The 14889-nt window shown below is 73.4% G+C and carries 14 protein-coding genes and 1 tRNA gene; 5 read left to right on the forward strand and 10 right to left on the reverse strand.

Annotated features, from left to right (window positions below):
- Positions 1-4 precede the first annotated feature (4 nt).
- Positions 5-505 carry a DUF3830 family protein gene (locus IG54_RS0130865; protein ID WP_030792048.1) on the forward strand — a complete coding sequence of 167 codons (501 nt, stop codon included), beginning with the start codon at positions 5-7 and terminating at the stop codon, positions 503-505.
- Positions 506-523: 18 nt separating this feature from the next.
- On the opposite strand, the gene IG54_RS0130870 is transcribed toward IG54_RS0130865, so the two are convergent.
- Positions 524-1942 (reverse strand): amidase, encoded by a 1419-nt coding sequence (locus tag IG54_RS0130870; protein WP_051820183.1) that lies wholly within the window; start codon positions 1940-1942, stop codon positions 524-526.
- A 34-nt stretch (positions 1943-1976) separates the two neighbouring features.
- Positions 1977-2978 carry a D-2-hydroxyacid dehydrogenase gene (locus tag IG54_RS0130875; protein WP_051820185.1) on the reverse strand — a complete coding sequence of 334 codons (1002 nt, stop codon included), beginning with the start codon at positions 2976-2978 and terminating at the stop codon, positions 1977-1979.
- A 223-nt stretch (positions 2979-3201) separates the two neighbouring features.
- Between IG54_RS0130875 and IG54_RS0130880 the strand changes: the two genes are divergently transcribed.
- Both IG54_RS0130880 and IG54_RS0130885 read left to right on the forward strand, forming a co-directional pair.
- Positions 3202-4056 (forward strand): aspartate/glutamate racemase family protein, encoded by an 855-nt coding sequence (locus IG54_RS0130880; protein WP_037898050.1) that lies wholly within the window; start codon positions 3202-3204, stop codon positions 4054-4056.
- Complete coding sequence (locus IG54_RS0130885) at positions 4053-4790, forward strand: decarboxylase (protein WP_030792058.1); 738 nt, start codon at positions 4053-4055, stop codon at positions 4788-4790. Before IG54_RS0130880 ends, IG54_RS0130885 begins: the two co-directional genes overlap by 4 nt.
- 12 nt (positions 4791-4802) lie before the next feature.
- On the opposite strand, the gene IG54_RS0130890 is transcribed toward IG54_RS0130885, so the two are convergent.
- Together IG54_RS0130890 and IG54_RS0130895 are read right to left on the reverse strand one after the other, a co-directional pair.
- Entirely contained in the window at positions 4803-4994 is a 192-nt protein-coding gene (locus IG54_RS0130890) for a hypothetical protein (protein ID WP_051820189.1), read from the reverse strand.
- Positions 4995-5059: 65 nt separating this feature from the next.
- Positions 5060-5308 (reverse strand): hypothetical protein, encoded by a 249-nt coding sequence (locus IG54_RS0130895; RefSeq protein ID WP_030792063.1) that lies wholly within the window; start codon positions 5306-5308, stop codon positions 5060-5062.
- Between the two features lie 94 nt (positions 5309-5402).
- Between IG54_RS0130895 and IG54_RS0130900 the strand changes: the two genes are divergently transcribed.
- The gene (locus IG54_RS0130900; RefSeq protein WP_420712301.1) at positions 5403-6533 is read left to right on the forward strand and encodes an LLM class flavin-dependent oxidoreductase; all 1131 of its coding nucleotides are present in this window, start codon (positions 5403-5405) and stop codon (positions 6531-6533) included.
- Between the two features lie 140 nt (positions 6534-6673).
- On the opposite strand, the gene IG54_RS0130905 is transcribed toward IG54_RS0130900, so the two are convergent.
- The gene (locus tag IG54_RS0130905; RefSeq protein WP_030792069.1) at positions 6674-8491 is read right to left on the reverse strand and encodes a putative bifunctional diguanylate cyclase/phosphodiesterase; all 1818 of its coding nucleotides are present in this window, start codon (positions 8489-8491) and stop codon (positions 6674-6676) included.
- A 326-nt stretch (positions 8492-8817) separates the two neighbouring features.
- On the opposite strand from IG54_RS0130905, the gene IG54_RS0130910 reads away from it, so the two are divergent.
- A complete protein-coding gene (locus IG54_RS0130910; RefSeq protein WP_106977135.1) occupies positions 8818-10206 on the forward strand; it encodes a M6 family metalloprotease domain-containing protein in 1389 nt (462 codons plus the stop codon).
- A gap of 110 nt (positions 10207-10316) precedes the next feature.
- Here IG54_RS0130910 and IG54_RS0130915 read toward each other — a convergent pair.
- The 5 genes from IG54_RS0130915 to IG54_RS0130935 all read right to left on the reverse strand — a co-directional run bounded on the left by IG54_RS0130915 (position 10317) and on the right by IG54_RS0130935 (position 14596).
- Positions 10317-10390, reverse strand: a tRNA-Lys gene (locus tag IG54_RS0130915).
- The gene (locus IG54_RS39740; RefSeq protein ID WP_030792074.1) at positions 10381-10980 is read right to left on the reverse strand and encodes a bifunctional DNA primase/polymerase; all 600 of its coding nucleotides are present in this window, start codon (positions 10978-10980) and stop codon (positions 10381-10383) included. Before IG54_RS39740 ends, IG54_RS0130915 begins: the two co-directional genes overlap by 10 nt.
- A gap of 176 nt (positions 10981-11156) precedes the next feature.
- Positions 11157-11504 carry a hypothetical protein gene (locus tag IG54_RS0130925; protein WP_030792076.1) on the reverse strand — a complete coding sequence of 116 codons (348 nt, stop codon included), beginning with the start codon at positions 11502-11504 and terminating at the stop codon, positions 11157-11159.
- Positions 11505-11636: 132 nt separating this feature from the next.
- Positions 11637-13001, reverse strand: coding sequence for an AAA domain-containing protein (locus IG54_RS0130930; protein WP_030792078.1), 1365 nt, complete (start codon positions 12999-13001; stop codon positions 11637-11639).
- Entirely contained in the window at positions 13001-14596 is a 1596-nt protein-coding gene (locus IG54_RS0130935) for a hypothetical protein (RefSeq protein ID WP_030792080.1), read from the reverse strand. Before IG54_RS0130935 ends, IG54_RS0130930 begins: the two co-directional genes overlap by 1 nt.
- Between the last annotated feature and the right edge of the window lie 293 nt (positions 14597-14889).

Genomic DNA, 14889 nt, shown 5'->3' on the forward strand with positions numbered 1-14889 from the left:
ACGCATGGCAGACCGATTCATCGAAGTCTCCCTCGCCAAGCGGGGAGTTCAGTGCACGGCGAAGCTGCTCGACGACCGGGCTCCGGTGACCTGCGCGGCGGTGTGGGAGGCGCTTCCGCTCGGCTCGGACGTCTATCACGCGAAATACGCGCGCAATGAGATCTACGCCCTTTTCCCGGCTTTCGCGGACCGCGAGCCGCCCCTGGAGAATCCGACAGTCACCCCTATTCCGGGGGATCTCTGTTATTTCTCCTTTTCCGGCACGGAATTGGGAACACAGGCGTACGGCTACGAACCGGAGGCCGAGGTGCGGGCGGGCACCACCGTCGTCGACCTCGCCCTCTTCTACGAACGCAACAACCTGCTCCTCAACGGCGACGTCGGCTGGGTCCCCGGCATCGTCTGGGGCCAGATCGTAGAAGGCCTCGACCGCATGGCCGAGGCCTGCAACGACCTGTGGCGCGCGGGCGCCCAGGGCGAGACGCTGAACTTCCGCCGCGCCTAGCCCCGGACCCGGGCGCGCTCAGGGCGTGTGCGCAACGTCCCGTCCGGGCGGCGCAATGTCCCCGCCCCCGGCCTCGTACAACGCGTGCGCCGCGCGGAGCACCACCGTGTCGGCGTGGCGCGCGCCCACGATCTGCACCCCGATGGGCAGGCCGTCGCCATCCACCCCGCAGGGGACCGTCGCGGCGGGCTGCTGCGTGAGGTTGAAGGGGTACGTGAACGGGGCCCACCCCGTCCACCGCCGGTGCCCCGAACCCTTCGGCACCTCCGCGCCCGCCTCGAACGCGGTGATCGGCAGCGTCGGCGTGACCAGCAAGTCGTGCGTCTCGTGGAAGCGGCCCATGCGGCGCCCCAGATCCATGCGTACGTCGACCGCCGCGAGGTAGTCGAGCGCGCTGTACCGCGCCGCCTGCGCGCAGACCTCCCGCAGCCCGGGGTCGAGCAGCTCCCGCTGGGCGGGCGACATGTGCTGCACGACGCGTGCCGCCCCGCTGAACCACAGGGTCTGGAAGGCGTCCACCGGCTCAGGGAAGTCGGGGTCGGCCTCCTCGACGTACGCCCCCTGCGCGGCGAGGCACTCCACCGCGCGCCGCACCGCCGCCGCGACCGCCGGCCGCACCGCGACCTGGCCGCCCAGCGAGGGGGAGTAGGCGACGCGCAGCCCGCGTACCCCCTCGCCGAGACGCGCGCGGAAGTCACCGGCCGTGGGAGGCAGCTGCGACCAGTCCCGGGCGTCCGGGCCCGTGATGACGTCCATCATCAGCGCCGCGTCCGCCGCGTCGCGCGTCATCGGCCCCACGTGGGCGAGCGTCCCGAACGGGCTCGCCGGATACAGCGGCACCCGGCCGTACGTCGGCTTCAGCCCGAAGATCCCGCAGAACGCCGCCGGGATCCGCACCGAGCCGCCGCCGTCCGTGCCCAGCGACAGCGGGCCCGCGCCGGCCGCCACGGCCGCCGCGCTGCCCCCGCTGGAGCCGCCCGAGGTGCGTGAGGTGTCGTACGGATTGCGGGTGATACCGCTCTGCGGGCTGTCCGTGACGGCCTTCCAGCCGAACTCCGGGGTCGTCGTGCGGCCGGTGAAGACCGCGCCGTGCTCCCGCAGCCGCGCCACCGACGGGGCGTCCTCGTCCCACACCCCCTGCGGCCGGATGGTCCGTGAACCGCGCAGGGTCGGGCCGCCGCGCATCAGCAGCAGGTCCTTCACCGACACCGGCACACCGTCCACCAGGCCCCGCGGCTCGCCCCGCAGCCACCGCCCGGCGCTGGCCTCGGCCTGCTCCAGGGCGGTCTCGGGCTCGATCCGCACGAACGCGTTCACCGCGGGCTGTACCTCCTCGGCCCGCCGCAGCACGGCACGGACCGCGTCGACCGGACTGAATTCGCCCTTGCGGTAGCCGTCGACGAGTTGTACGGCGGTGAGATCCGTGAGTTCGGACATCCGGCCTCCTAGTGGTGATCAGTGCCCGTCGTGATCAGGGCCCCGGGACATATCCGCGTTCCTTGTCGACCACGTTCCGCAACGGCCGGCCCGCCTCCCACTCCTCGTACAACTCGACGAACTGGGCGCCCAGTTCATCGCGCCAGCCGACCGTGTCGCCGCTCATGTGCGGCGATACGAGCAGACCGGGCGCCGTCCACAGCGGGCTGTCGGCGGGCAGCGGCTCCCGCGCGAAGACGTCGAGGGCCGCCCCCGCGATCCACCGCTTCGTCAGGGCGGCCACCAGGTCGTCCTCGATGACGAGGGCCCCCCGCCCGATGTTGATGAAGTGCGCCGACGGCTGCATGACGCCGAAGCGCCGCGCGTCGAACATGCCGCGAGTGGCGTCGGTGAGCGGCGCCGCGCACACCACCCAGTCGGCGCGGGCCAGCAGCCGGTCGAGGTCGTCGCCGCCGTGCACGCCGGGCCGCTCTGTGCGGCCCACCAGGGCGGTGGTGATCCCGAGGGCCTTCAGGGTGCGCGCGACGGCCCGGCCGATCGGCCCCGATCCCACCACGCACGCGCGCGTGCCCGCGATCCGCCGGGTCTCGCGGTGGCGCCAGGAGCGCTCGCGCTGGAGTTCCAGGGTGCGCGGCAGGTCCTTGGCCAGGGCCAGGACGAGCGCGGCGACGTACTCCGCGATGGGCTGGTCGAAGACGCCGCGCGCGTTCGTCACCACGGCGTCGCAGGCGGCGAGTTCGGGACACAGCAGATGGTCCACGCCCGCGCTCGCGGTGTGCACCCAGCGCGGCCGCGGGCCGCCGCCGGGCCAGGCCCGGCGCACCGCGTCCGAGGTGAAGTCCCACACCAGCAGGACGTCCGCGAGCGGCAGTCGGCCGGCCAGCGAGGCCTCGTCCGCGTGCAGGATCCGGGCGCGGCCGGTCAGTCCGCCGAGGCGGGGCGGGGGCGCCGGGGGCTCGGCGTCCAGGACGAGAACGGTTGTTCCAGGAGGGGGTCCGGGCGTCGATTCGGACGTCGTGGGGAAACCGTTTCGCAATGAGGTTCCGCTTCCCTGAAGAGGTGAGGCTCGGTCGTCTGAGATGTGCGGATTGACCACGCTCGCACCCGAACCTACCTTCGTCAACAGAGGCACAGCCGTACCGGCATTGCGACAACCGAGTGCTCCTCCCCCGTCCCGACGTCCCGGCGCGTCGCCGGCATCGCTCGTCCCCGGCCCCCGGCCGGTCCCTGCTCACCACGCATGAACTCGGGGCCTGCTCATGGACGTCTCCTTCCTCGGCGGACCGCACCCACAACGCGGTGTCGGTGTCGTCGCCCCTTTCGACTTCGCCCTCGACCGCGAACTGTGGCGCTGGGTCCCGGACGAGGTCTCCCTCCACCTGACCCGCACCCCGTACGTGCCGGTCGAGGTCAGCCTGGACCTGGCCCGCCTGGTCAGCGAGCACGAGACGCTCGCCGACGCGGTCCGCGCGCTGACCGTCGCCGAGCCCGAAGTCCTCGCGTACGCCTGTACGTCGGGCAGCTTCGTCGGCGGCACCGCGGGGGAGCGGGCGATGTGCGAGGCCATGACCCGCGAGGGCGCGGTCGCCTCGGTGACCACGTCGGGCGCGCTCCTGGAGGCCCTGGGCGAGCTGGGCGCCCGGCACATCGCGGTCGTCACGCCCTACACCTGGTCGGTGACGCGGGCCCTGGAGGAGTACCTCGCCGAGGCGGGCGTCTCGGTCACCGCCCGCGCCTACCTCGGCCTGACCCGGCACATCTGGAAGGTCTCCTACCGGGACGTGACCGACATGGCGCGCCGCGCGGTCCGGGACGGGGTGGACGCCCTCTTCATCAGCTGCACGAACCTCCCCACGTACGACGTGATTCCGCAACTGGAAGCGGAACTGCGCATGCCGGTGATCTCGGCGAACCAGGTGACGATGTGGTCGGCGCTGCGTCGGCTGGGTACGCGTGCGGTAGGGCCTTACCAGGCACTGATCGACCCGGGGGCGCGGCCGGGCGCGAGCCCGCTGAACCCGCCGCCCTCCCAGGGCCTGCCCGAAGGGCCCACCGCAGGACCACCGGCGGGACCACCGGCGGGACCATCCGCAGAAGGAGGAGGCTGGACGTGACGGCACTCGGATTTCTCTACCCGGGGCACTCGGCCGAGGACGACTATCCCCGCATGGAGCAGATGCTCGGCAGCGATGTCCGGCTCCAGGTCGTCCACACGGACATCGGCGAGGACGCGCACCGGGTCGACGCGCTCCTGGAGATGGGCTCGGCCGCGCGGCTCGCCGCCGGCGTCGAGGAGCTGCGGCTCTCCGGTGCGGAGGCGGTGGTCTGGGCCTGCACCAGCGGCAGTTTCGTCCGCGGCTGGGAGGGCGCGCACGACCAGGTCCGCGATCTCGCGCGGGCCGCGGGCCTGCCCGCCTCGTCGACCTCGTTCGCCTTCTCCCACGCCCTACGGGAGGTGGGCGCGGACCGCGTCGCGATCGCGGCGACGTATCCGGACGACGTGACCGGGCACTTCTCGGCGTTCCTGAAGTCGGCGGGCGCGGAGGTCGTGGCGGCGCGGGGGAGCGGCGTCAGCACGGCGGCGGAGGTCGGCACCTGGGGCCGCGACGAGGTCCTCGCGCTGGCCCGCGACGGCGACCACCCGGACGCCCAGGCGGTCCTCCTGCCCGACACGGCCCTGCATACGGCGGCGTACGTGCGCGACTTGGAGACGGCCCTCGGCAAACCGGTCCTGACGGCCAATCAGGTCACCGTCTGGGAGGCCCTGCGGCTCGCCGAGCGCCGGGTGAACGCCCCCGAGCTGGGCTCCCTGTTCACGAAGGAGCCACTGGTACAGGTCAGGGGCTGAGCATCGGGCCGGTCAGGGGCTGAGGATCAGCCTGACCACCGTTAACGTCTGGACCGATCCGGAGACGTAGTACAGGACGATGGCGCCCTCGACCGTCACCTCCCTGCGGTCCTGGTCGTCCCGTACGGGCGTCGAGCCGTGCCCGTACGGGTCCCGGCCGATGGTGCGGGCGAGGGCGGCGCGGAACGCCTCGGCGTCGCCCATCTTGGCGAGGGTGTCGTCGGCGGGCGGCGCGTAGGTGACGCGGTGGCTCCTGCGGTGGCGAGGGCTCACGACGTGCCCCGCCTCTCGGCCTCGTCGGAGGCCAGCCGGGCGAGCCGGGCCTCGGCGTCGGGATCGGGCACCGCCTCCAGCATCCAGTGGCGCATCACGGCGTGGATCTCGTCGACCCCGGCTTCGTTGATGGCCCGGTCGAACTCCGCGCGCCGCTCCTCGGGCAGGGCGGCGCGGATGTCCGGGAGGGTGTTGGGCACCTCGACCTCGACTCCGTCGACGAAGGTCTTCAGGGGATCAGCCATGGCGGCACGGTAGCGCGGGAATAAACGGAGTGAGCCTCCTGTTGGCGCTCGCGTAGCCACGTGACGTACGTACGCAGTGCAGGAGGCACCCCCAGTGACAGTGGACCCGACCGGCGACGGCAACCTCGACGACGGCATCCGTGGCGAGGGCATCCGTGGTGAGCGGCGGGGCGCCGCGCCCGTGCCCCTGTCCGTGCTCGACCTCGTCACGGTTGGCGCCGGGCGCACCGCCACCGACGCTCTGCGCACCAGCGTCGAGATCGCCAAGCTCACCGAGGCCCGCGGCTACCACCGCTACTGGGTGGCAGAGCACCACTCCATGCCGGGCGTCGCGTCTTCCTCCCCGGCCGTGATCCTCGCCCACCTCGCCGCCCACACCGAACGCATCCGGCTCGGCTCGGGCGGCGTCATGCTGCCCAACCACGCCCCGCTCGTCATCGCCGAGCAGTTCGGCACCCTGGAGGCGATGGCCCCGGGCCGCGTCGACCTGGGCCTCGGCCGCGCACCCGGCACGGACGGCGCGACCGCCGCCGCCCTGCGCCGCACCGAACGCCTGAACGAGGGCGCCGACGACTTCCCGCAGCAGCTCGCCGAGCTGACCCGCTTCCTGGACGACGACTTCCCCGACGGCCACCCCTACGGGCGTATCCACGCGGTTCCCGGCCCCATCCAGGCGACCTCGCCCGGCGGCGTCCAGTCCCCGCACCGCCCGCCGCTGTGGCTGCTCGGCTCCTCGGGCTTCAGCGCCCGCCTCGCCGGGGTGCTCGGCCTGCCGTTCGCCTTCGCGCACCACTTCTCCGCGCAGAACACGATCCCGGCGCTCGACCTCTACCGTGAGTCGTTCAAGCCCTCCGCGGCCCTCGACGCCCCCTACGCGCTCATCGGCGTATCGGCGCTGGCGACCGACGACGAGAACGAGGCCCGCCGCCAGGTCAGGGCCGCGGCCCTGAACATGGTCCGCCTGCGCACGGGCCGCCCCGGCCTGGTCCCCACGCCGGAGGAGGCGGAGGCGTACGCCTTCAGCGAGATGGAACGGGAGTTCGTCGACAACTGGAACTCCAACGTCATCCACGGCACCGCCGATCAGGTCCGCACGGGCCTGGACGACCTGGCCAAGCGGACGGGCGCGGACGAACTGATGATCACCGGCAACGCACACAGCGGCGAGGTCCGCCTGCGCTCGTACGAACTCATCGCCGAGGCGTATCACTTGCCGGGGGCATGAGCGGGGTGCGCTTGAGGTGGGCGGTGTGTGGAGCGCCCCGTAAGGGGCGCGGGGAACTGCGCGAGCAACCCAGTGAGACCCGCAGTTGTGGGCGGTCGGTGCGGCCCGCAGAGGACTGAGCGCGCCGTTCCCCGCGCCCCCTAAGGGGCGCCCCGCAGCAGCGCGGAGATACGATCCGCCGGCACCGGCCGGGAGTAGAGCCACCCCTGCCCCGTATCGCAGCCGATCCGCCGAAGCCGCGCAGCCTGAGCCGCGGTCTCCACGCACTCCGCCGTCACCGTGATCCCCAGCCGGTGGGCGAGCCGGACCAGTGCCTCGACGATGACCGCGTCGGCGGGGTTGCTGTGCGCCTCCCCCTCCTCGTACTGGAAGCCCCGTACGAAGGACCCGTCCAGTTTGAGGACGGAGACCGGGAGCCGGCTCAGGTACGCCAGGTTCGAGTACCCCGTACCGAAGTCGTCGATGGCGATCCGCACCCCCATGTCGCTGAGCGCCTGGAGGGCCTGAAGGGGCCGCCCCGCCGAGCCCATCACGGCGGACTCGGTCAGCTCCAGCTGGAGCAGCCGCGCCGGGAGGCCGGTCTCGGCGAGGATCTCCGCCACGTCCGCCACCAGGTCGGAGTCCCACACCTGCCGCACCGCCACGTTCACGCTGACGAACACCGGCTCCCGCTCCGGATGCGCCAGCTGCCACCGCCGAGCCTGCCGGCAGGCGGTCCGCAGCACCCAGCGGCCGAGCTGCACGATCGACCCGTCCTCCTCGGCCAGTCCGATGAACCGATTCGGCGTCAGCAGCCCGAACTGCGGGTGCCGCCAGCGCACCAGCGCCTCGACGCCCCGCACCCGCTCGTCGTCGAGGCCCACCAACGGCTGGTAGTCCAGGACGAATTCGTCGCGCTCCACGGCGGGCCGCAGCGAGCTGGAGAGCGTCTGCCGGGTCATGCGGTGCGCGTTGCGCTCGGGGTCGAAGAGCGTCCAGCGGGCCTTGCCGTCCGTCTTCGCCCAGTACAGCGTGGTGTCCGCGGCCTGCATCAGCCCTGTCGTGGACGTGCCCGCGGCGCGCCGCTCCACCACGCCGATGGAGGCGGAGACGGAGAGCCGCTGGCCGGCCAGGTCGAAGGGTTCCTGCAACGCCTTCAGGGCCGCGTCGGCGAGGTCCGTCAACTGCTCCGTCCCCGTCGAGTCCTCGACGAGCAGCGCGAACTCGTCGCCGCCCAGACGCGCCACCAGCGGCGCCGTCACGGTGCCGTACCCGGCCTGGTCGGCGCAGCGCGTGAGCCGCTCCGCGACGGCGGCGAGCAGCCGGTCGCCGATCCGGTGGCCGAGGGTGTCGTTGACCGCCTTGAACCCGTCGAGGTCCAGATAGCAGAGGCCGATCCGGCCGGTGCTCGTGTCGTCGTAGGCGCCCGCTTCGAGCGCTGAGGCGAGCCGCTCGAAGAAGAGGTTGCGGTTGGGCAGCCGGGTCACCGGGTCGTGCATCTGCACGTGGCGCAGCCGGGCCTGCAACTCGCGGCGCGCGCTGATGTCGGCGGCGGCGAGCAGTACGGTCCTGCCCTCGCCCCGCTCGGCGGACTCCGGCATCGGCGAGACCGTGACCTGCACCCACAGGGAGTGCCCGTCGGGGTGTTTCAGGCGCCGCGTGCAGCGCAGCTTGGCCTGCCGGCCGCGGAGCACCTCGCGGTACGCGTGCCAGGCGCGGGCGTCGGAGGCCAGGTCGACGAGGTCGGCGGCGACGCGGCCGCAGAGCGTCCCCGGGGCGGCGCCGAGGAGCGCGTCCAGGGCGTGGTTGGCGCTGACGACAAGGCCCTCGCTGTCGACGACGGCGAGGGGGAAGGGGGCGTGGACGAAGGCGCCGTGGTAGTCGGCCCGCTCCGGGCCGCGACGCTCCGTGACGACAGGACGGGCTCGGCCGGGTGTGGTGGCCGCCGTGGGGGTGGGCCCTTGGGACGTTCCGTTCACCGCTTGCTCCCGCAGTGCAGTTGTTCTCGAACAGGTCTCGTCGGGCGGCGGGCAGGTGGCGGGCGGCGGTGTGGGGCCGGGCCCGCGCAGGAAAGTGTGCCGATCATAGAGGTCCACCAGATGACCTATCCAGCCATGGCGCGGGACGCGGGGTGGCCCATCGCCGATGGCAGATCGTTTCTGCTCGGCAGTGAACTGGTTCCGTCACGGCCCGATCGCTTGTGACGTTCCGTGAGCGGTCGGGGTGTCGCCCCGCTGTGCCCCTCTCACCCGGAAGGGCCAGACAAACAGGGCGAAGTTCTACAAATCAACACAAGGTGGGTGGGGTGTCCCGCATTCCGCACCCGGAGGTCGACGTGCCGCGTCAGCTCCCCCGTAGGGGACTCACCCGTGGAGGGAGGAACCCCAGGCCATGGAGGAACCCCAGGCTGTGGAGGAATCCCGGGCCGTGGAGGAATCCCGGGCTGTGGGGGGATTCCGGGCCGTGGGGGGATCCCAAGCCGTGGCGGGACCCCCGGCTGCGCAGCACCGCGGCGCTGCTCACCTCGCTGACCGCCCTGGCCGCCACCTCGCTCGTCGCGGGCCCCGCCGTCGCCGAGGGCGCCGCCGGCCCCTGCGCCCTGCGCCGCACCACCGCGCACCACTCGGAGGGGCTCGACACCTGGAACCCCGCCTATCCCCGCCCGGTCAGGACCCTGAACGCGGTCATGGTCTTCCTGTCCTTCCCGGACTCCCCGCCGGCGACCACGCCCGAGGAACTGGCCGCCGACCACTTCCCCGCCACCAGTCAGTTCTTCGACCGGGCCTCCTACGGGAAGTTCGAGCTGCGACCGGACCCGCGGCGGGAGTGGGTCCAGATGCCGCGGGGGTCCAGGGAGTACGACATAAAGCGCGACTGGAACGCCCAGCGCCGCGCCGCCTATCTGCGCGACGCCCTGGCCGCCGCCGATCCGCACGTGGACTTCTCCCGGTACGACATCGTCTACTTCGTCGCGGACCCGGACGCGCCCGGCGTCGACTCGGACGCCACGAAGGTCGTGAACTTCGACCGGCCGATGCGGGCCGACGGGACGGAGATCCGGCGCATCGTCACGGTCTTCGAGCGGCACCCGCCGGACCGCAACGTCCTGGCCCATGAGACGGGCCACGTCTTCGACCTGCCCGACCTCTACCACCGGCCGACCGACGGCAAGGGCGACTGGGACACCCATGTGGGGGACTGGGACCTCATGGGCAGCCAGTTCGGCCTCGCCCCCGACCTCTTCGGCTGGCACAAGTGGAAGCTGGGCTGGCTGGAGCCGCAGCAGGTGCGCTGTGTGGCGGCGGGCGCCGAGCGGCTGACCCTGGAGCCGCTGGGGGCGCCGGCCGTGCGCGGCGCCCTCGGCGGCACCAGGCTCGCGGTGGTCCGCACGGGCCGGGACACGGCGATCGTCCTGGAGGCGCGGGGCGCGGCGGGCAACGACCACGCGACCTGCACGGAGGGCGTACTTGTCTACGAGGTGCAGGGCGGGACGGCGTCGGGCGGCGGCCCCATCAAGGTCCTCGACGCCCACCCGGAGTCGGAGTCCTGCTGGGGCGACTCGGTGTACCCGCAGCTGGCGGACGCTCCGGTGCGGGTGGGGGAGACCTTCTCGGTGCCGGAGGAGGACGTACGCGTGGAGGTGGAGGCGCGGACGGCGTCGGGGGCGTGGACGGTGAGGGTGGCGGTGGACTGAGAGGGCGTACGGCATACGCGCGCCCCTCACACACGCGCACCCCATGTGCACCACATGCGGGTACACATGCAAGAAGCCCCTCGCTCTCACGAGGGGCTTCTCACTGTCTGTGCGCCGCCAGGGACTCGAACCCCGGACCCGCTGATTAAGAGTCAGCTGCTCTAACCAACTGAGCTAGCGGCGCCTGCTGACGTCGTAGACCTTAGCACCCTGATCGCCGCCAGGAAAAATCGATACGCGGACCGCGGAGGAGGCCGCCGAGCGGGCCGCGCGGACGCAGGCCCAGAGCATCACCTCGGGCCCCGGCAGCCAGGGGTGGCGGGTGTCCGGGGCCACCAGCCAGCGCGATTCGAGGCGGTCGGCAGGCCCGTCGGCGGGGGTGTCGGGGGCGCCGCCGAGCGGCGGCACGGTGACCGCGTCCCCCGTGCCGTGGCAGAGGACGGAGGGGACGGCGGAGCCCCACTCCTCCCACTCCAGGAGCGAGGGCAGGCGCGGGGCGGTGCCGGGGGCGGCGAAGAGCAGCATGCGGCCGCGGTGGGCGGCGACGGGGCCCGAGCCCGGCCCGTCCTCCCATAACCGGTCGAGCATCCGCCGCCCGAAGACCGCGGGAACGCTCACCACGTCGAAGGCGGAGCCGCAGGGGAGCACGGCGGGGGCGCTGGGCCGGGTGCGCCAGTGGGCGAGGGTGCTGCGCGGATACGTTTCGGCGGAGGCGAGCCAGGCGGCTCCCTCGGCGGTGACGGCGCAGGTGTCGCGGACGCGGGAGATACTCATGGCGGAAATATGTACCGGTAGTGAGCGTTCCCTTGCCGAGAGTTGCGGGAAGCCGGGACAGCGGGAGGGGACGTGGAGTACCTTGCCCCCTTGGCATATGCCGAAAGATCGCGTACCGGCAGCCGGATACACCGCGTCTCAGCGGTCGCGTACCCGTCCACGTACGCGTACGCGTCTCAACGGGCGGGGCCCCCGCGCAGCAGGTCGCGGCCGAACTCCACCATCTTCTTCGCGTAGTCCTCGGTCCACTCCGCGCGCTCCGCGATGAGTGCGGGCGTCAGCCGGTCGAAGCGGCGGGGGTCGGCGAGCTGGGCGGCCGCGATCGCCTGGAACTCGATGGACCGGTCGGTCGCGGCCCGGAACGCGTGCGTCAGTTCGGTCGCGCGGTCGAGCAGCTCACGGGGGTCCTCGATCGCCTCCAGATCGAAGAAGTGCTCGGGGTCGGCCGCCGCCTCCGCGGGCTCGAAGAGCAGGGGCGCGGGACGCATGCGCTGTTCGGTCCGGGGCCGCTCGGGCTCCGCCATGGTGGGGTCCTCCTCATACGTGCGTGCGCGCCGCCTGCACGGCGTCCGACCGTCTTCCATTCTCCCTTGCCGCACAAGTGGGCCCTGATAAGACCCCGCCAGGGGCACGGGTGGCGCCCCTCAGGGGCCCTGCTAGAGAGGCCGCCAGCGGACCCTGTGTTCCGCGAGGCGGGCGAGCACCGCATGGTTCGCCTCCCAGCCGTCAGGGAACTTCACCGTGACGCCCAGCTGGACCGGCTCCGTCGAGGGGTGCTCGTCCAGGAGGAGGTCGACGCCCGCGCGGCAGACCACGATGCAGGCGTGCCGGTGGCGGGAGGTCAGGACGCACAGGCGGCCCGTCTCCAGGTGGAAGGCCGTGGCGTCCGGGCGGCCGGACAGGGGGTGCAGGACGACCGTGACGTCGTACTCGCGGCCCTGGAGGCGGTTCGCGGTGTCGACCGTGACGTCCGTGACGCCGAGGTCGGTGAGGGCCGCGCGGACCGCTGCCGCCTGGTCGCGGTGGGCCGTGCCGACGGCGATGCGGTCGGCCGTGAGCGGGGCCGGGTCGGGGCCGCGCTCCGAGGTGGCCGCGCCGCCCCGGTCCAGGAGGCGCCGGACCACCTGGGCCAGCGCGTGGACCGCCTCGGGGTCCGTACGCGGTGTGTTCCGCGCGGGCAGCTCCAGCAGGCCCCAGCCCGCCCGCGCCGCCTCGTCGATCACCTGGTCCGGCGCCGAACCGTCCGACGGCACCGCGAAGTTCAGCGCGCGGTCCCCGTGGTCCGTGCCGCTGCGGAACGGCGTGTACGGGTAGAAGGCCCCCGAGACGAGCGGCGCCGCCGACGCGGGCAGCCGCCACGACACCGGCAGGCGGTGCTGCGGCAGTTCGGGGTTGTGGGCGAGCAGCGTCGTGACGGCGGAGGCCGACGGGTCGTACGAAAGCCCCGCCCACTGCTCCGCGCCGACGATCGAGAACGGGTCGAGCTGCCCCGGGTCCCCCACGAACAGCGCCCGCTCGAAGAGCCCCGCCACGGCGAGCAGCGCGTCCGAACGCATTTGGTACGCCTCGTCGACGATCGCGTGCCCCCACGGCGCGTCGAGCTGCTCCACCTTCACGTGCGCCCACTTCGCGGCCGTCGAGATGACGACGTCCAGGCCGGCGAGGTCGGCCGCCTTGGTCGACTTGCGTACGTTCGGCAGGTCGTCGAGCGCCTTGTCGTACGGGTCGGGGTCGCTGCTGTGCAGACGGCCCACCGGAAGCTCCGGGTCCTTCTCGGCGAGCCGCAGGACCAGGTCGTCCACCTGCGCGTTCGTCTGCGCGATCACCATCAGGGGGCGGCCGGCCGCGGCCAGTTCACGCGCCGCGCGGACCACCAGCGTCGACTTGCCCGCGCCCGGCGGGGAGTCGACGACGACGCCGCGGTGCGTGCCGTGCAGCGTGTCGTGGAGGATCGCGTCCGTGGCGCGCGCGGCCTCGGCGCCGGGGTCGAAGGCGCCGCCCGCGGGCGGGGCGAGCTGCATCACAGGGTGTCCTCCGCGGTCACGGGGTCAGGGGACTCCGCGGCGTCCGACGGCGGCCCGCCGTGCGTCCACGGGGTGGCCTCGGGGTCGGGCAGCTTGGGGCCGCCGCGCTGCTCGTGCTCGAAGAGCGTCCAGCAGATCCGCTCGCCCTTCTCGGGAACGGACCCGGGCTCGGGCTCCTTGCCGCGGCCCATCTTGTCCATGAGACGCAGTACGACCGTCTCCTCGCCGCCCACGCTCTCGTACGCCACGAACTCGGCCGTCTGCGGCTTGCCCTGGAGCGAGCGGTACACCTTCGTGCGCTCGCCGAGGTGGGGGCGGTCCTCCGTGCGGACGCTGACCAGGGGGCGCGGCCTCGGCGTCCTGGCCTCGCTGTACGCCATGACGACCTCCGTCACCTCGCCCGCGAAGGCCTCGCCCGCGAGGCGGCGGCCCGCCATCACCAGCGGGTCGTCCAGGGCCTCTTGGGCGTCGAGGCGGGCCTGTTCGCGCTCGCGCGTGGCCAGTTTGTTCGCCGCGGTGATCGCGTCGTCGACGCGGGGCTGCGGGGGTTCGCCCGCCGTCACGCGGTCGCGGTGCCCGGTGAACGACCAGCGGTCGCGGGTCCACCGGTCCGCGTCGTGCGCGGCGACGGGCAGGGTGCACAGGGCGTCGACGCCGCGCCACACGGCGTCCCAGGTGGGGCGGGTCCTGCTCTCGACCAGGGCGTGGATCTCCCGCTCGGCGGCCGTCAGCGCCGCCAGCCGCTCGTCCGCCTCGATGCCGTCCTCGGCGGCGGCCAGGGCGGTGCGGGCGCGGTCGTAGCGCTCGATGGCCGGGGCGAGCAGGTCGTTGTCGAACGCCGGGTCCGTGGCCGGGCCCGCGGGCGGGCACAGCAGCTGGCCGTCCTTGTCGCGCGCCAGCTCGGCGCGGAGCGCGGCCGCGGAGCCCGAGCCGCCCTCCGGGGCCTCGATCCAGGCGAGCAGGGCGCCCAGGTGCTGGTCCTCCAGGCTGGACTGGCCGGTGGCCCAGTGCCGCGACAGCAGCTCGGTCATGGCCACCAGCAGCGATGAGCCGGGGACGCGGGCGCGCTCCCCGAAGTGCGTCAGCCAGCGGCCGAGGAGCGGCACGCGGGCAGGCGCGGGGTAGGGCGCCTCGGGGTCCTGCTCGGCGGTGCGGCGAAAGCGCATGGAACGGCCGAGGAGCCGTACGTACTCGATTCCGGCGCGGCTCGGGACGATCAGCTGCGGGGCGTCCGCGCAGAGTTCGACCTCCACCTTGACGCGCTTGCCGGTCTCCGGGTCGGTCTCGCTGCGCTCGGCGGCCTCGACGTCGTCCGCGTACGACTCGATGTACGGCAGGACGATCTCGGCGAGCTGCGCGAGGAACGCGAAGCGGAGGTCGCGGTCGCGGGGCTGGGGCACGACGAGGAGCCGGGGCGAGGTGCGCTCCGACCCCACGAGGGCGCCGAGGGGGGCGCCTGCCTCGCCGGCGGTGGTGAGCGGGACGAGGACGAGGGGGCGGTCGGAGATGTGCCGGTGCCGGGTCGTCGCTCTCGGCTGGGCGCGGTCCGCGGTGACCGCTTCCAGGCGGGCGAGGCTGTCGATCAGCGACACGGGCGCTCTCCTTCCAGTGGGCCGCCGGGCCCTGGGGCGTGCCCTGCGGCCGCCTTCGCGTGCGGGGCGCCATCTCCTGCCCCGCCGCTGCGCGGCGGATCCTCCCCACCCACCCGCCCGTTTGCCCGGCATCGAGTGGTGGCCGAAGGGCGGGGGGTTGGGCGCGCTGCCCCTGGTTCCCGGGGCGCCCGGACGCCGCTGCACGGCGGGGCTTCCCCGCCCACTCGCCCGTTTGCCCGGCATCGGGGGGTGGTCGGGGGGGGGGGAAGCCCCGCCGTGCAGCGGCGTCCGGG

This window comes from Streptomyces sp. NRRL S-920, assembly GCF_000717945.1.
In the GTDB taxonomy this organism is placed as follows: Bacteria; Actinomycetota; Actinomycetes; order Streptomycetales; family Streptomycetaceae; genus Streptomyces; species Streptomyces alboniger.

Coding starts and splice junctions, on each gene's coding strand:
- IG54_RS0130865 (WP_030792048.1), top strand. CDS start 5: ATGGCAGACCGATTCATCGAAGTCTCCCTCGCCAAGCGGGGAGTTCAG.
- IG54_RS0130870 (WP_051820183.1), bottom strand. CDS start 1,942: ATGTCCGAACTCACGGATCTCACCGCCGTACAACTCGTCGACGGCTAC.
- IG54_RS0130880 (WP_037898050.1), top strand. CDS start 3,202: ATGGACGTCTCCTTCCTCGGCGGACCGCACCCACAACGCGGTGTCGGT.
- IG54_RS0130890 (WP_051820189.1), bottom strand. CDS start 4,994: ATGGGCGACGCCGAGGCGTTCCGCGCCGCCCTCGCCCGCACCATCGGC.
- IG54_RS0130895 (WP_030792063.1), bottom strand. CDS start 5,308: ATGGCTGATCCCCTGAAGACCTTCGTCGACGGAGTCGAGGTCGAGGTG.
- IG54_RS39740 (WP_030792074.1), bottom strand. CDS start 10,980: ATGAGTATCTCCCGCGTCCGCGACACCTGCGCCGTCACCGCCGAGGGA.
- IG54_RS0130925 (WP_030792076.1), bottom strand. CDS start 11,504: ATGGCGGAGCCCGAGCGGCCCCGGACCGAACAGCGCATGCGTCCCGCG.
- IG54_RS0130930 (WP_030792078.1), bottom strand. CDS start 13,001: ATGCAGCTCGCCCCGCCCGCGGGCGGCGCCTTCGACCCCGGCGCCGAG.